This is a genomic window from Lacipirellulaceae bacterium, from assembly GCA_040218535.1.
GTDB lineage: Bacteria > Planctomycetota > Planctomycetia > Pirellulales > Lacipirellulaceae > Adhaeretor.
The window spans coordinates 402,653-422,598 of the sequence record JAVJRG010000012.1; the positions used below are offsets into that span (position 1 = coordinate 402,653).

Genomic DNA, 19,946 nt, shown 5'->3' on the forward strand with positions numbered 1-19,946 from the left:
TGGGCAATTGTTTCCTCGGTCTGGAGAAGTTCTTTCCAGACCTTCCTCCGTGAACAGCGCAGCAGCCTGCGCTGAGAGTGGCGGAAGATAACGCGTGTGCGATTGGCGTGCCAGAGAGATTGGTGTGCTAGCAGTTCGTACCGCCACGCTCCGCGTGGCGAGATATCAAGACAAGGACTGCCTAACTTGTCGAGGAGAGTTCGAGTGCAATCCCCGCCAGCCATTTAAGGTCATTGATTGTAGAGTCTTGACGAAACTCCGAACCACGCGGAGCGTGGTTGTACTGTGCGCTACTTCGTCGCTTCGTGCACAAGATGCGCTAGCTCAGGCAAGATGAGCTTTTCCATCGCCAGACGCACGGCGGCGGTTGAGCCTGGCATCGTGAGTACGACGGTCTGCTCCACGAGCCCACCAAGGGCTCGGCTAAGCATCGCTGCGGCACCGATTTCCTCGTAGCTCAGAGCTCGCAACAGCTCGCCATAGCCGGGAAGTTCTTTCGTGAGCAAGCTAGCAACCGCCTCGGGAGTTTGATCCCGCGGGGAAATCCCGGTTCCGCCTGTCAGCAGGACCGCATGAATTTCTTCAGCCTCGACATACTGCCCAATCGCTGTGGTCAATTCCGCGGGGTCATCCGGCAGGATCGTGCGGGCGATGATTCTGTGGCCAGCGCCCTCGAGCATCTCGACAACCGTTGCCCCACCGCGATCGGTCGCCAGCGTACGGGTGTCGCTCACCGTAATGACGGCACAGGAGACCGCATCGGGAGAGTCTTTACGGTGTTCTTCGGGGGTCTGACTCGCAAATTCAGACATGTTGGAGAGACCGGATCACAGGATTTGCGGGATGAATAAGATGCTAGGCACGACTTCCAAGCCTATAATAGTGTAGTCGATCATCCCTACGAGGAAGAGAATCCCTGTCATGTCTCGACTCTTGTTTTTCACGACTCTGGTTGTCGCTTTCGTAGCTACTGCGAGTCTCCGCGCCGATACTTACCAACTGAAAACCGGCGGGGAGGTTGTCGGGGCGCTCGTCGAGCGTGGGGAGAAGGGAAGCTACGTCGTGAAAACCGTCGAGGGCATCAAAGTCACGCTGCCTCGGTTCGACGTCATTAAGGTCATCCCGGAGAACCCAGCACTGGCTGAGTACAAGAGTCGGGCACGTTCTCTTCCAGATACCATCGAAGCTCATAGGCGGCTCGCAGCTTGGTGTACGGAGAACAAGCTTACTGAGGAAGCGGACCATCATCTGGAGCGCTTGCTGAAGCTCGACCCTGCTGATCAAGCAGCGCGTCAGAGCCTTGGTTACCAGCGTTATGGGAATCGCTGGATGACGCGGGAACAGATCATGCAGGAGCGTGGCTTGGTTCTTTATCGTGGCAAGTACCGAACGCCACAAGACATCGCCCTGCGGGAGATGCAGGAGCAAGCCGAGAAAGCGGAAGCGGACTGGTACGGTCGTCTAAAGAACTATCGCAACTGGTTGAATAACCCACGCCGTTCGCGTGGTCGTGAAGCCGAAGAGGAAATCGCCCAGATCACCGATCCTCATGCCGTCCCCGCATTACTAAAATGGCTCGATGACGAACCGGATGAATGGACCCGTCGTCTTTTGCTGGAAACGTTGCAGGCGATCAGACATCCCGATGCAGTACGAACGCTCGTGCGTCTCTCGATCGAATCTCCCGATCCCGATGAGCGACAGCAGTGTATCGATTACCTTCTTCAGCAAGACGAGCCTGTCAGTCTCACGCCCTATGTGCAAAAGCTGACCGGCAAGAAGAATGCGAACGTCATCGTGAACCGCGCTGCGTATGCACTGGGTCAACTTGGGAACCCCGAAGCGATTAGCCCGCTGATCGACGCACTGGTCACTGAACACAAGTACGTGACTCGACACGGAAGCGACCAGCAAATCGCTGTCGGGATGACTTCCGGCGGTGGCGGCGGGCTCAACGTGGGCGGCAAGGGCCGAAAAATCATCACTAAGCAGCACGAGAATCATCAAGTCCGGCGGGCCCTTGAAAAGCTCTCCAATGGCGAAAGCTACGGTTTCAACGATGTCGCTTGGCGTCGCTGGTTCGTCAACGAGCAGCAATACAAGTACTACAGTTCGCGACGCGATCAATAAAGCAAGAATGTCCAATGACCAAAGTCCAAATGACCAACATACGCTATCCCCACCACTTGCGGTTGGTCATTGGTCATTAAGGCTTGGTCATTCGTCGTTTTGGCAGAGTCAAAGCTAGTCCCTTAGTTCCGAATCTCGATTGAGAATATCATGCCCACCGTCGCCATTATCGGAGCCAGCTCTGATCGCTCGAAGTTTGGCAACAAGTCGGTTCGCGCTCACTTGAAGCAAGGATACGACGTCTACCCCGTGAATCCTAAGGGGGGCGAAATCGAAGGACTGACGGCCTACGCGTCGATTGGCGAAGTCCCTGTCGAACATCTCGACCGGATCAGTCTGTACGTCCCCCCGACCGTTGGCGAAAAACTGCTGCCTGCCATTGCAGAAAAGGGCTGCGACGAACTGTGGCTTAACCCCGGCAGCGAAAGCGAAGCCTTGGTCGAAGCGGCAAGGCAAGCCGGGCTGGAACCGATCGTTGCTTGTAGCATTGTCGACCTCGGAGAAAGCCCTGGTCAGTACGGTGAATGACTCGCTTGTTGATTTACCACGGAGAGCACAGAGAACACGGAGATTTACATAGAGCCATTAGCTCCTTCAGCAACGAAAAACATCCCTCTTATGGGTCCAGGTAAGTATAGGTGACTCAAGCAACGGATATTCGCAAACCATAGTGAGTGTATCTGGTTCTTACTCTCAGTGTTTGTCATCTAAAGCGGAAGAATTGATCACAGACTCCGTGTTCTCCGTGATCTCTGTGGTAAAAAATGCGATTAGTAGGAAATCGCTTAACCAGTCGAAGCCACATTGTTCGCCTGTAAGCTTTGTCTTCGCAAACGTAGTTGCCACCAACCCTCGGAGACCATGCGTTCAGCCAGCGTGCTTTCCAGATTCGGCCTAAAGATCGCCAACAAGACCAGCGGCAAGAACCAGGCGATATAGATGCCACCTTTCAACGGATGCCAGAACTGGGCGCCGAGCATCAAGGCAGCAGAACAACAGATTAACGAACCTAGGTTTTTCTGGACCGGCCAGGCAGTAAAGCTAAAGGCAAGTGCCACGAAGGCAGCCAGCACTGGCATGCGGTACCAGAAACTCCAGAACCGCCAAATCCCATCTGCGTTTTCAACGGGCAGGCGAATGCCGAACATTAATCGCACATGCCAGAGAAACTGGCTCCAGCTTTCAGCGGTCGCGGCCTGAGTGATCAGAATCACGGCCAATCCAATGACGACACCCGTCGCGAATCGCTTCACACCACGCTTCCAGTAGTAGCTGCACCACAGCGGGACCAAGAAGACGGAGTAATAAATCGTTCCAGCCGCCAAGCCAATTAAGACGCCAGCCAGCGTAGGTCTCCGGTAGGAAACAATTGCCCAGACGAGAAGTGAAGCTGGTAGCGCGTGCGTCGGGTCCCCTGTGAAGAGTGCCGTATAGGGCAACATCAGATACATCGTGGCACAGGCAACCCCCGAGGCAAGGTTTTCAAAATGGCGTTGGCCGATCACGATTAACCCGATCACGATGAATGAGTGGGAAAGAATCGCCATGACGCGCGTCGTTGCCTGAGCTACCCGTTGTGCTTCGGGCAGTTCCTCTTGCTCGGTTTCTCCTTGCTGGCCACGACGAATGACCGTCTGCGTGGTGATCCGTGGTAGTTGATACAGAAACGAGAATCCCGGGGCGGCTTGAGAAAGAGCCTCTGAGGTCTGTTCATCCGCTTCGTCAGGTTCGATCGTTGCCTGTTGTTCTGTTGGATCAGAAGCTTCAGAAGCCGCCACTGCCTGAGCGAGCGATTGGGGTGCCGGGCTTGGCTTTCCGAACAAAACGTTCGCCATCAGAAAGAACAGTAGCGATCCCCCTAGGAACATCAGCCCAGGAGTGTTCAGATTCGGATCAAGAAGTGGCCTGCGCACGAGCGCCGGGTCGAGCAACATCCGTATCATCAGGATCAGCTCGGCCACAAACAGCCAAAGAAAACCGAACATTTGGATACGCGCGGCGTTGTCAGCCGTGCCGTTCTCAAAACTGTATTGCACCAAGAGCAAGCCGGGGGCCAGCGCAATCAGCAGAAACAGGTCAACGTTTCGCAAACTCCAGAAGCGATTGAACTTGAAGAACAAGGCCAACATCAAGAGCGACGAAAGATAAGCCCAACTGCTGGGATTAACTCGCTCATAGTGAAACAGGATGTCGGGCATTGGAAAACGCTATTTGTGTCCAGAGAAGTAGCTACTAGCATAATAACGCGAAAGCAACTGGCAAGGATTACCGTCGGCCCAGTGAGCTAAGAGCCCAGTAAGCTAAGTACGTAATGTACCTAACTGATCTCGAACTGCCGTCGCCCAAGGGCTTTCAGGGGCAATCCTCAGAAACTCCTGGCAATGGTATGCGGCGCGATCCTGTTCTCCCTGCCCGGACAGCAGATTAGCCAAATGAAAATGGGCATCTGCATAGTCATGATGAATATCAAGCGCCCCTTCAAACGCCGCCTTTGCTAACTCTAGTTCTCCCTCGTGCGCGTAGAGACACCCAAGACTGAGGCGAGCTTCAATGAACTCCTGGTCGATTTCCAAGGCGACAAAATAACGCTCGCGTGCAGCAGAGAAGTCTTCTTGCTGGGCGAGAACCTCAGCCAGGGCAAAGTGGACTTCCGCTTGGCGTGAGCCGGCAAGCAACATCGCACGATAGGTCTCAGCCGCCTCTTGAAGAAAGCCGGCTTCTCGTTGCTCCTCAGCAGTCTGCAGCAACTCCTCCTCAACTGCGGTAACGTCCGAAAAGGTTTCTCCAGTGCGATGAACAAAATCATTAGCAAAACTTGAACTCGTCATGGGCAAGGAAACAACTTCTCCTTCGCATACGAGATCATCCCGACCCGGCCTGTCAGATTCGATGGGCTCTTCGAATCCAATGAGTAACTGCCCCCCGGGTTCGGTCAGTCGATCGCCCTCACGCCAGAGAAGTCGTTGGCCGACGACAACTAATCGCGGGTCTGCCAGAGGCCGCTGGTGATTCACTTGGCTGTTGACCAGCGAATCATACTCTCTTTCGATTTCCTGCAAGGTGCGACCGGCGTGCCACAAAGCCGCCAACTTTCTCGCAACCGTCGCTTCTTGGAAATCGAAGTACGGCAGCTTCTTAATCGTACAGACCGCCAGCACGGCCCCTCGGCGATGCCATCGCCGGACCGCCTCGACGGGGACTCTCAGCACTTCGGCCAGAATCGCGGTGGTGTAGAGACCGCCGACCTCGGTCCGAGAGTCTTCAAAGAGCGTCGACTGATCTTGCGGCATCGGACAGGAAAGGTTGTAGGAACGAAAAAACCCTCGCCATTGTAAACCAACAGCAAGGGTTTCGTCTGTAACTACCAAAGAGCGTTTTACTGTAGGGTGTGCAACTCAGCCTTGTTCCTTCTCCTCGTCAAACCAAGCGGTGAGCTCAGCTAGAGAGAATGCGGCTTCCTCGCCATCACGGTCTTGCGAACCCGCATCAGCACATTGGTTGCAGGTTTCCTCAATTGGAACACGGAACCGAATCGTTCGTGGCACACGTACCTTGTAGGTGTATTCTTCACGACGGCACGTTTGGCGTGCGACTTGGACCGTTTCTTGCTTCTCAACCATCCGGCAGACGCGGCGGGTGATTGGTTCGACGCGCTCCTCCTGGACGTAGCGGCAGGTCACGACGGGGACGCGACGGACACGCTCCTCGTTGACCATGCGGCAGACGCGGACCGGTACCTTCCGCTCGATGCGTTCGGTGACGGGACGGCAAACGGTGTAGGGGATTTTCTCGACGCGTTCTTCGCTGACCATGCGACACGTCCGAACCGGGACTTTTCGCGTCATCTGCTGAGGCACGTAGCGGCAGACTTGCACAGGTACTTTCTGCACAACTTCCTGCGGACAGTTCTGAGTCACGGGAACACGAACCGCCACGATATTCGGCTTCCAGACACGCTGGACCTGTTGTTGCGGTGGTGCTTGGACATTCGCCCAAACGAGTCCTGGACGTTGCACCTGGGTGAAGCCAACATTCGGATTCACAACGGCTCGAGCGGGCATCCAGGTAAGTCCTCTACGTGCAGGGGCTGCTGCCACCGGCACGACTTGGTCTTGATAACAGCCGGCATCCACATAACGTGTCACGTAGCGAGTGACGGGACGCATTACCGTGTAACGACGTTCACGCTCAATCGTTTCCGTCACGGGACGCATCACGGTGTAACATTCTTCGCGCTCTGCAGTTTCCCAGACAGGACGCTGGACCGTGTAGCGACGTTCGCGGACACGCGTCTCGCGTACCTGTCGTGTGACATTGTAGCTGCAGTCACGCATGTAGGTTTCCCAGACCGGTCGCTGAACAACATACCGTTGATCGCGATAGTTGGTCTCACGCACCGGGCGAGAGACCGTATAGCGACGTTCGCGAGTTTCGGTTTCCCAGACGGGAACTCGACGAGTTACTTGCCGCTCTTCGTAAACCGTTTCCGGCACCAAGCGGTAGGCGGTAACTTCGCGCTCTTCGTAAACCGTTTGACACTGCACACGATAAGCCGGTGCTGCACAAGCATCGCATTCTTGTGCGCGAGCTGATGACGTGAATAGCCCCGCGATCGCGACGCCGCAAAGCATTAGTACTTGTTTCATAGTGAATCACCAATCTCAGTAGATAAGTTGTGCATGAGCCCGCTCGGTCCTTGCTTGGACCGACCGCGCGACAACACCTGCAAGATGAGCATCCCCCTCATCGCATTTCTAGTCTTGTCTCAAGTGTTGCGGACAAACCGGTGCGGGGCAAATCACTCCTCAAGGAATTCTTGATGCTAGCTTGGTACTTCTCGAGCCGACGGCCATAAATTGGCCAACGGCACGAAGAAACTACTATTTCTATGGGACTCGACACCCGAAATGCGCTCAAGAGAAAAGCGTGAAATCTCGCTCAACCATGTTGAGAAAAAGCAACACCTGGTCGCTACGGTCGGCACAGACGGCAAGGTTTAACGCGCAAGCGTGGCTTCGGCCTCAAGCCGCAGCGAGAACGGCTCAGAGCTGGGACTAGAAGCACCACCCACGGAGCTATCCGGCCAACTTCGTCCTCAACTTTTTCGCCCGCTTGATCAGCGATTCGGGGACTTGCTCGGCCTCTTCTAATTTTGCTGCCTCATTGAGCAGTTTCTCAATCGCGACTTCCAACTCCTGCAGGTCCTTCGGCTCTTGTTTCTCCAGCAACAGCTCGACACCTCGCAGTCCGTTCTTAATCAGCACGTTGCGCTTCTGGGTTTTGAGGCGGGCTAGCAACTGCTCGTAATTGGAGCTATTCGGATCGCCCACACCCTTCTCGCTGTCAACACTTGCGACCAGTGCGTTCAGGTCGAGCATCTCTTGCAAGACAGGTACCGCTCGCAGGTCGCCACAGCGAGCCAAGCCAACCCCGGCGTTGTAGCGAGCATCCGGATAAAAGTCTTCGGCCAGAAGAGCCAACAGATCACGGTAATCGGTACTGGCCGACGGACTCTCTGCTAGAACTCCCAGAGCGAAGGCCGCTTCGCTGCGGAAAAGTTCATCGTCGCTATCAGCTAAATCTCGCATGAGTTCGACTAACTCCGGACGATCGAGATCCGGGACGTTCGTCGCCAACACGGCGATCGCGTTAATCGCATCGCGACGCACCCCTCGTTGTTGATCACGCTCAGCCGTGGCGATCAAGGCGGGCAAACCGTCATCGACGTGGAATTCGCCGAGCGAGCGGGTAAGAAAAGTGCGCATCGTCACGTCTCCCTCCCCTTCACGTTTCTCATCAACTTGTTGTAGGAGCAGTTCGGCAAGCTTCTTGACCAGTTCGCGATTCGTCTTGAGCTCAGGGTAGCGACCTTCCGCCTGGAGCATGTGGCTCAGCTCAGCCGCTTGCTGAAATCGCGCTTGGTTGCTGCTTCGCAGGGCGGCAACGATCTTGTCAGGATCCGTGTCGCCTGAGTTCGCGAGCCACTGCAGCAGCAGCCAGATCCCCACGACCGACGCGACAATCACCATCGGCGTGACGAAGAGCTGAATAATAAACTTCGCATTAGGCGGTTCGACCGGCGGCAGGAGATCATCCGCCGCGATCGGGCCCTCAGGGTTCGTGCGGTCGCCTTGAGAAGGCTCGGAGGGTAAGTTAGTAGACATCGGAAGTACCTAGCGACGGAAATGCAATCAAGCCAATCTTTGAGTTTAGGCCCGCGAAACTACCCTCTCAACCGTGGCACGCAGAATTCCGCAACCCGTCTTGCCACCCATTGTCACCTGCCCCCTATGGAAGCCTTCATTTAGGGCACGGATTGCACTGATGACGCGGATTTGATTCCGATCAAGATTACTAACACTCAGCGCCAGCAAATGAATCAGAAGTACATTTCATCGTGTTCACTTGATGGCAGTGCGTTTTAGGTAGCACTTCCTCTTGAATCCGTGAAATCAGTGCAATCCGTGGCCAAGTCGATTAAGACGTCCCTCATCCGCTAAAGCAATGAAGCTGCTCAACCTCACTCTCGAGACGCCCGCTGAGAATCTGGCGTTGGATGAAGCCCTACTTGAGGAAGCTGAGTCCACGGAAGGCGGCGAGGAAGTCCTTCGCCTGTGGGAATCGCCAAGCGACTTTGCGGTTCTGGGGCGGTCCTCGGACCTAGAGCAGGAGGTCCATGTCGAGCGTTGCCGGGAGGAGCGGGTGCCCATCTTTCGCCGCAGGAGCGGTGGGGGCGTCGTGACGGTGGGCCCCGGTAGTTTGATGTACGCCGTCGTCTTGCGCCTCGACCGGCTACCTGCTGCCCGTGGCGAGGGCCTTGTCAGTATCGACCAAGCTCATGAGTACGTTCTTTCCTGTGTCGCCTCGACGGTGAGCAGCTTGCTGCCCGATGAAACGATTTCACGCGACGGGACCAGCGACCTGATCATCCAACTTTCCGCTGGCCAACGGAAAAAATTTTCGGGCAACAGCCTCCGCATCCGCCGTCGGCATTTTCTCTACCATGGGACGCTGCTCTACGACTACGACCTCGCGAAAATCACTCGCTGGCTCGCGCGTCCCAAACACATGCCTGAGTATCGCCAAGAACGCTCACACGCTGACTTTGTCGCGAATCTCCAAGTGACTCGCACGGAACTCGAATCCTCGCTGATCAGTACCTGGAACGCGGAAACGCCTTTAAGTGACTGGCCCCGTGAGCGAACGCAACAATTGGCCAGTTCCTACGAAGCTCTCTAATCCCCTAGCCGAGAAGCGTCAGCTCTCGGGTGATGCTTGGAACAACTTCAACCCGAGAGCTGACGCTTCTCGGCTCGGGTTGACTTTGAATCGCTATTTCAGAACCGCATCACTCTTCGCGCGTTTCTTGTAGCTAATCTCCATCGCTTTCCACCACTTGCCCTCTTCGCCTTCGACGGCATGGTGGATTTCAAAATGCTTGGTGTTCTCGTCGATGTATTTGCTGACCATTTTGGACTTTTGTTCTTTACCAGTCATCATGTTGATGCCTGTGGAGACCATCGTGAGCGTATGGGTCTCGACATCGTAATCCCCTTCCATTGTGGAAAGGTAAGGGCTCATGTTATCGACCCAAGTCCCTACATATTTTTTCTTTTTGGGGTCGTAACCATACTGGCCACGGCCTTTGTATTTCATCCCACCCATGTCCATCTCAAAGTCGCTGAGCATCCAAAAGTCGCCCAGCATGGTGTTTGTTTCGATGCCTTTGCTCGGCATGGGCGGCGCGTCGGGAGACATCCACATTTTTACTTCTGCATCCCAAACGCCCGCCTCGCGGGCCATGTTCACATGCTGTTCGCCCGGTTGAGGCATTTGAGCCCAGACTGAAGACGTAGCCACAAGACCAACCAAAGCCATCACCATCGATTTTGCTGCAAATCTCATTTTGCTTCTCCTGTTTTCGGCGTGTTTTCTCCCCAGAGCAAGCCGGTCGAGACGCGACTTGCCCATGACGACCCCTGATTATCTCGCATCCGAATCGCCATTCAAGTGAATTCGCAAAAGTCCTGCAAGAACCAGACGGATTCCGCTACTGCTTGCACCGCAAGGTACACGAAGGGCACAAAGAAGATGCTTCTTGAACCACGAATAGCACGAATCCAACGAATAACTCTTAAGGATGCTCTTTTGTGAAGTTGACCGTTTTCACAGAGAACGCTTTCTGCGTTTCTCTTCGTGTTATTGGTGCTATTCGTGGTTTAAGAGAACACCCAGCGCGGACTGTACAAACATACGAGGTCGTCGCTTGATGCCTAGCGTTATCTCTGCTCTGCTAGAAGCTGAAGGCAGCAACTTCATTCATTCTTGATCCTCGGTACTCCATTATGTCGATTCGTCTATTCTTCCTAGTAGCAATTCTCTCAGTGGCCGTACAAGGTTGCCAGCAAGAATCCGAAGAGAAGGTCTCTGCCGAGACAACCACGGCAGAGAAGGAAAGTGCAGAAGAAATGTCTGAGGATTCAAAAGAGGACCAGCCCGAGATCGTTGACTTTGAGTTGCCCTCACTCAGTGACAAGTTGGCCGCGCGGAAAGCAGAATTCGCCAAGCAAGCTCCTGAGGAGTTACGCAACCTATTTGCCAACGGCGTGAAACAGGTTGCCGAAACAGGCATCGTTGAACAAGCCAAGCAGGTGGGCGATATAGCTCCCAGTGGCACGTTGCAAACTGCTGCTGAAGAAACGGTCGAGCTCGATTCACTCTGGTCGGATGGCCCGGTGGTTCTCGTCTGGTATCGCGGAGGCTGGTGCCCCTACTGCAACTTGCAACTTGAAGCGATGCAAGGGGCGACCAGCACTCTTGAACGACTCGGCGCTAAGGTTGTCGCACTCACGCCCGAGTTGCCCCCGAAAGCGGCTGCCACTCAAGAAAAACTCCGCGTCGGTTTTCAGATCCTCAGCGATCCGGGCAACGAATTGGCTCGAAAGTTCGGCCTGGTCTTCAAGCTGCCCCCGGAAGTCGCCAAGGTCTACAAAGATCGCATCAAGCTCAAAGAATACAACGGGGACGACTCCTACGAATTACCACTCTCGGCTGTCTATGTGATCGACACACAGGGCATCATTCGCTACGCCTTTCTCGACGCAGACTACACGAAACGTGCCGAACCGGCAGACATCGTCGCAGCAGTGAAGTCGCTGAGCCTCTAGTTTTAACGCAAAGGCGAAAAGAACGCGAAGCACCGCAAACACTTGTTTGGCAAGTCAGTACGCTCCCAAACAATGGCCATGCTAGCGTTTCGTACCTCTTTGCGTTTCTCTGCGTCTTTGCGTTGAAATAACTCGCGTTGACCCTGCTGCGGCGAGTTTCTAATCTCCGCAACGAATCGCTCCGCAATCGGACCTTGGGGCGACCCACCGGACCCAAGAAGACCCGTGCGAATATGAGTACTCCTAAAGACGCCACTTTCCCTGTTCCTATGCTTGATGTGAATCGCCAAAACCAGCCCCTCCGCAGTGAAGTCGACGCGGTGCTCAGCGAGGTCTGTTCGTCAGGCGCTTTTGTACATGGCCCTGCTTGCCGCGAACTGGAAACCGCGATTGCCGACTACTGCGGCACGGAACACGCCATCGGCTGCGCCTCAGGCAGCGACGCCCTCCTGCTGGCGCTCATGGCGATCGGCATCGGCCCCGGTGACGAAGTCATCCTCCCGAGTTTTACTTTTTTCGCGACGGCCGGTTCCGTTTGGCGGCTGGGTGCCACCCCGGTTTTCGCCGATATTCATCCCGAAACGTTTAACCTCGACGCATCAGCGGTAGCCGAAAAGATCACACCCGCTACCAAGGCGGTTCTGCCGGTCCACCTGTTTGGTCAGTGCGCCGATATGGACGCGCTCGCCGAGGTCTGTGGTTCTATTCCGATCATCGAAGACGCGGCTCAAGCCATTGGGGCCCAATTCCAAGGTCGTCGAGCTGGCAGTCTCGGGCTGATGGGCTGCTTTTCGTTTTATCCCACCAAGAATCTTGGTGGATTCGGCGATGGGGGAATGATGACCACGAATGATACCCATCTCGCTGAAAAGCTGCGTGTTCTTCGCGACCACGGACAACGGCCCCGGTACCACCACGAGCTGGTCGGCCTCAACAGTCGGCTCGACACGTTGCAAGCGGCAGTCTTGGGAGTGAAGCTTCCGCGGCTAGACGACTGGGCCGCCAGTCGACAACGTCACGCTGACCATTATGTCAACGAATTCGACCGGCTTGGTCTGGACAATGACTTCACCCTTCCTGCGGAAGCCTCTGGCTGCCCCAGCGTCTGGAACCAATTTACGATTCGCGTTCTAGGTGGCCGTCGTGATGCCTTGCAAAAGTTCTTGCAAGAGAAGCAAATCGGATCGGCAATCTATTATCCAGTACCCTTGCACTTACAGAAGTGCTTCTTGAACCTCGGGTACACCCCCGGCAGCTTGCCATTGACCGAGCAGGCTTGTGAAGAAGTTCTCAGCCTGCCAGTGTTCCCCGAGCTAACGCGACGGGAACAAGACCGTGTGATTCAATCGCTCGCCGAGTTCGCCAACGTCGCCTACGAACCGCTGGAACGCCACGCGGCCTAGGATTACGGTAGTGGGCGTGAGACTAATCGTTGGCCGGTCGCTCGAAGTCTCGTTTCCGACCGCTAGGACGGTAGGCAGCCAAGGCCCCTAAGATGGTGCAGAGTAAAAGAATTGCCCAGGCCATGTCTTGCTCGCTTTTTTGGTGAGTTCCAGATAGAGCTTAGCTTAATTGGCGATGTTACCGTTGCCAAGCTCGTCTGACCCCACGCAGAGGCGCAGAGGACGCAGAGATTCGTAGAAGTGGTTTCAATAATCGTAACCCGAAGCGTAAGCGCGGGAAAAACCCTGTGAGCATAGCCCCTCGCTCACGCTTCGGGTTACGAAACTGATTTCTGAAACAGCTTCTATAGGATATATCAATGAATCTGACGAGTATCAGAAAATGCCCGATTCGTGAGATTCGTGCAATTCGCTGACTGAAACAGAACCGCCGATCCACTGCTCAAACGGCACCGCCGCGGCCCGAAAATCGGCCACCGGCATTGAGACGGTTTGCCACTTCTGGGAGAGCGGCTTCATTCGCTGGATATAATCGGCAACCCGAACCGCCAGAAAAGCGTACCACTGGCCGCGGAATTCATAGAGTTGTTCGCGAGCGACTGGCGAGCGCTCGCCGACGAGATGATAGGCGAAGGTAAACAGAGCAATTGCGCCGGCTCCAATCCGCTCCTGCCAACTCGCGAGGCTGCGGAGGTCGTCCCACGTCGACCAGTTTCGCCAATACTGGTGATGCTTCTGCCCACTAGGAAATCGCCGCCCCTTCACATCCACCAGCAACGTCGCGCCTTGCGAGGGTGTCACCAAGAAGTCCGCATTCTTGAGCGATCCGCCCAACACCTGACTCCGCCGCTGCTCATCCACCGCCACGTAAGCCACCTGCCGCGACTGCAAGTAGGCCTCGAACGCCGCTTCGTAATGATTGTCGCGCTTCATCGGGAACGCCAACTCACAGGGCAATTTTTGAACAAGAGGAAACGGAGGGAGCAGAGTTTATTGGATGACTCGTAGTCGAAGCTAGATCTCTCACTATTGTTCATTCAAAAAACCATTCAGTTATGGCTTGCTACTGAGTCTTGGCATCCTGCCAGAAGTAGCTTTAACGAACAACAACGTTGCAGAAAAAAATGCAAAGAACTTACAGAACCGGACGAATCGACACCACGATAAATGTCAGTTTTCTGCCGTAAGATACGAATCGAGGAGAGTGAGATGGAAGGATATCTCTGCTACCTCCGTTCCCTCCTGTTCAACACAAATCCGTGCCATCCGTGTGATCCGTGGCCAAAACCGAACGATTCCTCGCCAGAAAGGTTAAAGCACCGGCAACAATTCTGGCTTACGACTCCGGATGCTCTGACCCTTCTTCTGGATCACCGCTTCGGTGTACTCCCAGACTTGGTCCGGCGTTTCGAGATAGAAGTCGTAGGTCCACTCATCGTCGTACTCGCAATTGTCGGTCGTATAGTCGCGACAAATCTGCGGACGCGTCTCGTAGATGCCGCAGCGGTTATCATCCTGCAAGTGACGACACACGGTGTGGACGAGCAAGTACCAGTCGTCATCTTCTTTGAAGACGGTTGCACGCTCGTGAAGTAAGAACCAGCGGAGGTACTCAAGTTCCTTAAACGTATCAGGAGTTTCGATCGGCATCGCAAAGTAACGGCAACACTTCGCTGTGCAGTACTCACAAAGCGACTCCCCTTCAGGCAAATCCGCCCGATCGATCTTCACCGCTCCAAAACCCTTAGCCATATGAATTCCCTCCGCAAGCACACAATTGACAAGCCCCGATTGTAGTTGCTCGCACTTTCAAGTTGAAGCAGCAAAGTGAGCCATAAGCAAGTTGGCGACCGAAGGTTTTGGCCACGGATCGCACGGATTGCACGGATATTTGGGAACACTAATCAACGCTAATCTGCGCTAATTGTTTTGGCGAAGACTAAGGATTTGTGGTGTTCCCAACGCTACCTTATTCAAAAAAAACAAGCTGATAAAAAGATAGATATCGTGCTCTGCTACCTCCGTTCTCTCCTGTTCAAAACAAATCCGTGAGATCTGTGAAATCCGTGTTCAATACTTCGGCAACCATACTCACAAGTTCAACCCCGCGCTTTCCGCCACAGCCTTAAGACGCTCTCTTCATCCGTTACTTCTAACAACTCTCGCTCCGTGAACCACCGCACGTCGTGCGACTCGTCACTGACCACCGGCTCCTCTTCATCCGCGGCGAGAATGAGGAACCGCACGTCGTGGTGTTCGTGGGCGTCTTCAATCAGGTTGCCGTCGGCATCTCGGCGTTCGGGGATCACGTGGACGTCCAAGTCCAAGGGCGACGGGCTGGCAAACATCAACGAACGAAGCCCGGTCTCCTCGAGCGCTTCTTTCATGGCCACGCGAGCGACATTCGCGTCCCCATCGGCGTGCCCCCCCGGCTGCAACCACTTTCCCAACTTCCGATGATGCACCAACAGACACCGCGACCGATCTGCGTTCATAACCCAAGCCGAACCAGTGATATGCCCAGGGCGACACGTCCGCTCGAAGCAGTCAGCGGAAGCAGTCACTAGCGAGCGAATCCGCTCCGTCACCACGGATTCGTCGGCGTATTGCCTTTGGTATTCGTCTAAGAGTTTTAGTAGCGGTTGGCGATGCATTTTTGGACTACGGAGGCACAGAGTATACGGCGAAGAAATCTGACGGGATTTACATGATTGACGGGATGAACGATTCAGCTGCAATCCTGTCCATCCTGTAAATCCTGTCAAAAACCTCCGTGTCCTCCGCGTCTCCGTGGTTATTCCTTCACTTCAACGGTAAGAGGCCCACATCGTCGCTGTTCTCATCAATCAATTCCCGCATCGCTGCCTCCTGATTCTCCAGTGTTTTCGCAGCAGAGGCTTTCACGCGGCGGTCGGCGATGGAGTGTGCCCACCAAGGAGCCTCGGTTTTGATTTTCTGAGTAAGTTTTAAAGTGACTTTTGTTTGCTGCTCATCCCGCTGAAGGTTCGTGGTCATCTGATAATCGAGGAGTTTCTCTCCCGGTTTCTTGAGCCGTACCTGGGAATCGATTTCATCCGGATCGATCTTCACGACCTGTTGAAGCTTGATCTCGTTCTTGCCGATGTACTCGTCGGTGGTGCGAACTTGTAGCTCGCCAGTGAGATCAATCTGCCAGCCTCCTCCGCCGGCGATCATGTCGAGAATCTTCCCTTCCCCTACTTTCTTCTCGCCAAGATCAACGTCGCCTCCCTCCCACTTCTGATCCACGAACTCGCTGTCTCCGCCCATCGTCACAATTTCCTTGGCGGCATTCGTGCGGACCATAATCTTGCGCACTTTGGTGAAGTCCTCAGCTATTGTGAATGGGCGTTCAACCGTTTGCTCGGTGACATACTCCCCGCGAATGAAGAAACCCGCGACAACTCCCACGACAAGGAGGACGGCAAGGATGACTAATATTTTTTTCATCGTGCAATACTCAATGAGACAATAGATGACAGCCACTCATTGTAACGTGAAATTGATGGACGACGAGTCGAGCAGGAACCGTAGTTTCGGCCACGGATTGCACGGATGACACGGATAGAATAGTAGGAAGCAACGAAGGAAACGAAGGAAACGAAGTACCTATTCCGATACCTCCGACCAACTCTGTTCTCTTTCTTTCCTTCTGTTAGAAAATCCGTGTCATCCGTGCAATCCGTGGCCAAAGTAGAGCATGAACTTTCGAACAGCCTTCAACACTCGTCTACAGCTGTCTATGCTGGTTCATCCCTCCTAACCAACCTGCCGATAATGCTGCCCACCCAGTTTCGCCTTTCCCTGCTGAAGCTCTTTGCGGCGATTCTCATTTTCGGCACGGTCCCCGCTTCAATTAGCTCGGTCAGTGCCGACGCGTTTTCTCTGGGATTATTGAGGCTCTGTGCAGCTACCCTAGCGTTCTCGGTGATCCTCCTTGCGAGCGGCAAGTTCCGTGAGCTTCGTCGCCTCAGCGGCAAAGAATGGCAAACGCTGCTTCTCATTGGCTTCTTGTTCGGCCTGCATTGGCTCACCTACATCTTGAGCATTAAAAAAGGAGGCCCCGCCATCGGAGCCATCGGGTTCACAACCTACGGCGTTCAGATCCCGCTACTCGGTTGGTTGTTTGGCTTTGGAAGACCCTCACTGCGTACCTTCCTCGCTTTCGCGCTGGCGATCTCCGGCGCATCGCTTTGCCTGATTGAAAACAATAAGGAAAGGCCTCAAATAGAAAGTGCCGTTGCCGAGACAGACGCTGCCATACCTCCAGAAACAAGTTCGACAGCGAGCGGCGGTTTGGCAGTTTGGCTAGTCGTTGCTTTGCTCAGTGGCACGTTCTACGCCGGTCTCCCGCTGCTTCACCAACGGAACGCGCACCTTTCCAACTCCGTCAGAACTTGGGCGCAGTTTACCTTTGCCTTACCTGTGTTTCTACTTACTCTTCCGATGGCGGAGGGGAACTTTCCACGAGAAGAGATCTGGTTGCTCGCGCACCTGGCCCTCATTGTGACCGTCGTTGGTCACTTTCTCTGGGTGCAAGGCGCTACCGAACTTCCCATTGCGCTGACCGGCGTCCTCGCCTACTTGCAGTTGCCCTCCTCCTTGTTCTGTGCTTGGCTGTTTGTCGATGAGCCGTTGACCGCAGCCATGCTCGTTGGTGCGATGCTGGTGATCGTGGGGAACTTGATCGCCATCAGCGACCGTCGGAAGCAGAGCGCGGCCTAGCAGGAGCCCGATTGTAAGGCTTGTACCGTCTGCAGGTCTCGCGACGGCTTGAATTCTGCCCCCATCGGCACCAGGAAACCGCGTCTCGCCGCTTGGCGACCGATACTTCTTCTAGAGACTTCTTTCTCATTACTTAAGCAGCTTGACGTGAACTCGATCGACCCCGCTATCAGTGCCGTTCTCGCTGCCAAACAAGCGAGCCAGCAGCAGTCAATTGGCTACGCGCTGTTGGCGAAGAGCCTGGAAGCGACCGAGTTCCAAGGCCAAGCCGCCGTTGAGCTTCTCAATTCCGCTGCCTCCAGCTTGAGCAAAGCCCACGGCAAGGGCTCTCAATTCGACGCTCAAGGTTGAACGATATCGTTGAACGCAGTCTCGGAAACGACCGCTTCTTCAAATAGCCAGGTCGTCGCGATCCGGCGTCTCGACTTCGCCTGAGAATAGCGCGAGCCCGAAGGTAATTGGCCCCAGCCTGCCAATAAACATCAGTGCGATGATGAACATCTTCCCCAGCGGCGTTAGCTCCGCGGTCAAGCCACGCGAGAGGCCAACGGTGCCCAGGGCCGACGCGGTCTCGAATAACACCTCTTCAAAGCTTTGATCTTGCACCAGCAACATCAGTAAGCCACCAACGAAGAAGATCGTGATATAGAAAATGACCGACGCAAACGCGAGCGTCAGCCGATGCCGCGGAACCTCGCAACCCCAAAAGGTTACCTTCTCTCGCCCTTTGAGCGTACTCATCACGGTAGCAAAGGCGGCTGATACCGAAGTCGACTTCAGCCCACCACCTGTGCCCGACGGTGATGCTCCTAAAATCATTAGGAGCAACACCAAAAAAGTCGGCGCCATTGCCAAGCTGCCAACCTCCGTCGTGTTAAAGCCTACTGTCGTGAGTGACGTCATCGCTTGGAAGCCCGACACCATCAACCGTTGCTCGCCGGGTAGTTCCCGATAAGCCGGCTCGATCAAGAAGAGCATCACCCAGCCAAACAGCAGTGCCCAAAAAGTAGCATGCAGAATGATACGCGTTGTTAATGTGCGGCATTCGCGTTTGCCTGTCGCGGACCAGAAGACATCGCTCAAGGCGAGGAAACCTATAGCCCCTGAAAGACTCAAACAACCGATCGTGACATTCACCCAAAAGTTATCCGCAAAACCCATTAAACTATCGGGGAACAAACTAAAGCCCGCAGTGCAAAAAGCACTGACCGCGTGAAAGATGGCCTGCCAAAGACAGTCTTCAACGCCTGCACTGCGAAACTCAAAATACAACGACACGGCCCCCAGCGATTCGATAATCAGCGTGAACAGCACAACGTTTCGCAAAAAGCCACGCAACTGAAACCCCTCGGGCAAGGCAAACGTCAGCTTGGCGATTTCCGCCCGCTCGGGGGTAAGCTTCCGCTTCCGCGCAAGCAGAATAAACGACCCGAGTGTCATGTAACCAATCCCCCCGAGTTGGATCAGCACCAGAATGACGAGTTCGCCATAAAAGGAGTAGGTCGCCGGCGTGCTGACCGTCGCCAAGCCAGTCGTACTTACCGCCGAGATCGCGGTAAACAAATGATCGATCGCAGGAACGTCCTCCGCTTCGTGGCATAGCGGCAGACAGAGCGCGATCCAACCGATCGCCATGTACGAGGCATAGCCCAACAGTAGGACTTTCAGCGGGTTCCAGTTCCGGAATGGATGAGACATCGGCATCAGGCTCAAAGAAGGAGAATCGCCAGCAGTGACACGCGAGCCAATCGCACCAGACCCGTCCCTCTAGGGCTCGGTTCTTCTCGCTGCACTGGGCTGCTATGATCAACAAGTGTGCCGAGGTCGTTGATCCTCATGGGTGGCTTATTTTAGTCTCGGCCACCCCGCCCCACCACCCTACCTATTTAGGCATACGATGCTCGCCTATCCAGAAGATACCGCGGCCCTGCTGTTCGATTGCGACGGCACGCTCGCCGACACGATGCCGTTCCATGTCCTCGCTTGGCAGGAGCAGTTTGCTGAGCATGGCATCGAGCTGCCGCAATCGTTCATCGACGAGCGCGCCGGGATGCCGACCGTACAGATTGTCCTCGATGCCAATCAGCACTATGGCGTCGACTTCGACCCCGAGAAATTTACCGCCGAAAAGGAAGCTCGTTTCGAAACTCGGCTCAGCGAAGTCCTCCCGATTGAGCCCGTCCTTGAGATCGCCCGTGAAACCCACGGCAAACTCCCGATGGCGGTGGTTTCCGGTGGCGTCGCGCCGATCGTGAATAAAACGCTTAAACACATCAAAGCCGATCACCTTTTTCCCGTGGTGGTGACCGCGACCGATCCAGTTGCCCCAAAGCCGTCGCCGGAGATCTTCCTCGAAGCGGCCCGCCGCCTCGAAGTCGATCCCGCGAAGTGTCACGTTTACGAAGATGGCGACTCCGGCATCACTGCCGCCAAAGCCGCTGGAATGACTTGGACAGACGTTCGTCTCGCACTAAGCTGTTAGTGTCTCGCCCGAATTGCCCAG

19 protein-coding genes are annotated in these 19,946 nt (G+C 54.9%); 8 read left to right on the forward strand and 11 right to left on the reverse strand.

What is annotated here, in order from left to right:
* Positions 1–290 precede the first annotated feature (290 nt).
* The gene (locus RIB44_15635; protein ID MEQ8618006.1) at positions 291–812 is read right to left on the reverse strand and encodes a MogA/MoaB family molybdenum cofactor biosynthesis protein; all 522 of its coding nucleotides are present in this window, start codon (positions 810–812) and stop codon (positions 291–293) included.
* A gap of 109 nt (positions 813–921) precedes the next feature.
* Between RIB44_15635 and RIB44_15640 the strand changes: the two genes are divergently transcribed.
* Complete coding sequence (locus RIB44_15640) at positions 922–2,130, forward strand: HEAT repeat domain-containing protein (protein MEQ8618007.1); 1,209 nt, start codon at positions 922–924, stop codon at positions 2,128–2,130.
* A 150-nt stretch (positions 2,131–2,280) separates the two neighbouring features.
* A complete protein-coding gene (locus RIB44_15645) occupies positions 2,281–2,658 on the forward strand; it encodes a CoA-binding protein (GenBank protein ID MEQ8618008.1) in 378 nt (125 codons plus the stop codon).
* Between the two features lie 257 nt (positions 2,659–2,915).
* Here the strand turns inward: RIB44_15645 and RIB44_15650 are convergent, their stop codons facing one another.
* The 4 genes from RIB44_15650 to RIB44_15665 form a co-directional block, all read right to left on the reverse strand.
* Positions 2,916–4,328: a hypothetical protein gene (locus tag RIB44_15650; GenBank protein ID MEQ8618009.1), complete on the reverse strand. Its 1,413-nt coding sequence runs from the start codon at positions 4,326–4,328 to the stop codon at positions 2,916–2,918.
* A gap of 102 nt (positions 4,329–4,430) precedes the next feature.
* Positions 4,431–5,420, reverse strand: coding sequence for a tetratricopeptide repeat protein (locus tag RIB44_15655; GenBank protein MEQ8618010.1), 990 nt, complete (start codon positions 5,418–5,420; stop codon positions 4,431–4,433).
* Between the two features lie 105 nt (positions 5,421–5,525).
* On the reverse strand, positions 5,526–6,776 hold the full coding sequence (locus RIB44_15660; GenBank protein MEQ8618011.1) for a hypothetical protein: 1,251 nt from the start codon (positions 6,774–6,776) through the stop codon (positions 5,526–5,528).
* A gap of 429 nt (positions 6,777–7,205) precedes the next feature.
* Positions 7,206–8,294, reverse strand: a complete 1,089-nt coding sequence (locus RIB44_15665; protein ID MEQ8618012.1) for a HEAT repeat domain-containing protein — start codon at positions 8,292–8,294, stop codon at positions 7,206–7,208.
* A gap of 340 nt (positions 8,295–8,634) precedes the next feature.
* On the opposite strand from RIB44_15665, the gene RIB44_15670 reads away from it, so the two are divergent.
* On the forward strand, positions 8,635–9,369 hold the full coding sequence (locus RIB44_15670; protein ID MEQ8618013.1) for a lipoate--protein ligase family protein: 735 nt from the start codon (positions 8,635–8,637) through the stop codon (positions 9,367–9,369).
* A 93-nt stretch (positions 9,370–9,462) separates the two neighbouring features.
* Here RIB44_15670 and RIB44_15675 read toward each other — a convergent pair whose 3' ends face one another.
* Positions 9,463–10,035 carry a DUF1579 domain-containing protein gene (locus RIB44_15675; GenBank protein MEQ8618014.1) on the reverse strand — a complete coding sequence of 191 codons (573 nt, stop codon included), beginning with the start codon at positions 10,033–10,035 and terminating at the stop codon, positions 9,463–9,465.
* Positions 10,036–10,475: 440 nt separating this feature from the next.
* On the opposite strand from RIB44_15675, the gene RIB44_15680 reads away from it, so the two are divergent.
* Together RIB44_15680 and RIB44_15685 are read left to right on the forward strand one after the other, a co-directional pair.
* Positions 10,476–11,297, forward strand: a complete 822-nt coding sequence (locus RIB44_15680) for a peroxiredoxin-like family protein (GenBank protein ID MEQ8618015.1) — start codon at positions 10,476–10,478, stop codon at positions 11,295–11,297.
* A gap of 233 nt (positions 11,298–11,530) precedes the next feature.
* Entirely contained in the window at positions 11,531–12,700 is a 1,170-nt protein-coding gene (locus tag RIB44_15685) for a DegT/DnrJ/EryC1/StrS family aminotransferase (protein ID MEQ8618016.1), read from the forward strand.
* 375 nt (positions 12,701–13,075) lie between these two features.
* On the opposite strand, the gene RIB44_15690 is transcribed toward RIB44_15685, so the two are convergent.
* The 4 genes from RIB44_15690 to RIB44_15705 all read right to left on the reverse strand — a co-directional run bounded on the left by RIB44_15690 (position 13,076) and on the right by RIB44_15705 (position 16,168).
* On the reverse strand, positions 13,076–13,633 hold the full coding sequence (locus RIB44_15690) for an HYExAFE family protein (GenBank protein ID MEQ8618017.1): 558 nt from the start codon (positions 13,631–13,633) through the stop codon (positions 13,076–13,078).
* 378 nt (positions 13,634–14,011) lie between these two features.
* The gene (locus RIB44_15695) at positions 14,012–14,452 is read right to left on the reverse strand and encodes a YkgJ family cysteine cluster protein (protein ID MEQ8618018.1); all 441 of its coding nucleotides are present in this window, start codon (positions 14,450–14,452) and stop codon (positions 14,012–14,014) included.
* A gap of 347 nt (positions 14,453–14,799) precedes the next feature.
* Complete coding sequence (locus RIB44_15700) at positions 14,800–15,354, reverse strand: NUDIX hydrolase (GenBank protein MEQ8618019.1); 555 nt, start codon at positions 15,352–15,354, stop codon at positions 14,800–14,802.
* 148 nt (positions 15,355–15,502) lie between these two features.
* Entirely contained in the window at positions 15,503–16,168 is a 666-nt protein-coding gene (locus RIB44_15705; GenBank protein MEQ8618020.1) for a hypothetical protein, read from the reverse strand.
* A gap of 327 nt (positions 16,169–16,495) precedes the next feature.
* Here RIB44_15705 and RIB44_15710 point away from each other — a divergent pair, with 327 nt between their 5' ends.
* A complete protein-coding gene (locus RIB44_15710; protein ID MEQ8618021.1) occupies positions 16,496–17,443 on the forward strand; it encodes a DMT family transporter in 948 nt (315 codons plus the stop codon).
* 48 nt (positions 17,444–17,491) lie between these two features.
* Entirely contained in the window at positions 17,492–17,794 is a 303-nt protein-coding gene (locus tag RIB44_15715; protein MEQ8618022.1) for a hypothetical protein, read from the forward strand.
* 39 nt (positions 17,795–17,833) lie between these two features.
* On the opposite strand, the gene RIB44_15720 is transcribed toward RIB44_15715, so the two are convergent.
* Positions 17,834–19,141, reverse strand: coding sequence for a potassium transporter TrkG (locus RIB44_15720; protein ID MEQ8618023.1), 1,308 nt, complete (start codon positions 19,139–19,141; stop codon positions 17,834–17,836).
* A 199-nt stretch (positions 19,142–19,340) separates the two neighbouring features.
* Between RIB44_15720 and RIB44_15725 the strand changes: the two genes are divergently transcribed.
* Entirely contained in the window at positions 19,341–19,925 is a 585-nt protein-coding gene (locus tag RIB44_15725; GenBank protein ID MEQ8618024.1) for an HAD family phosphatase, read from the forward strand.
* Positions 19,926–19,946 lie beyond the last annotated feature (21 nt).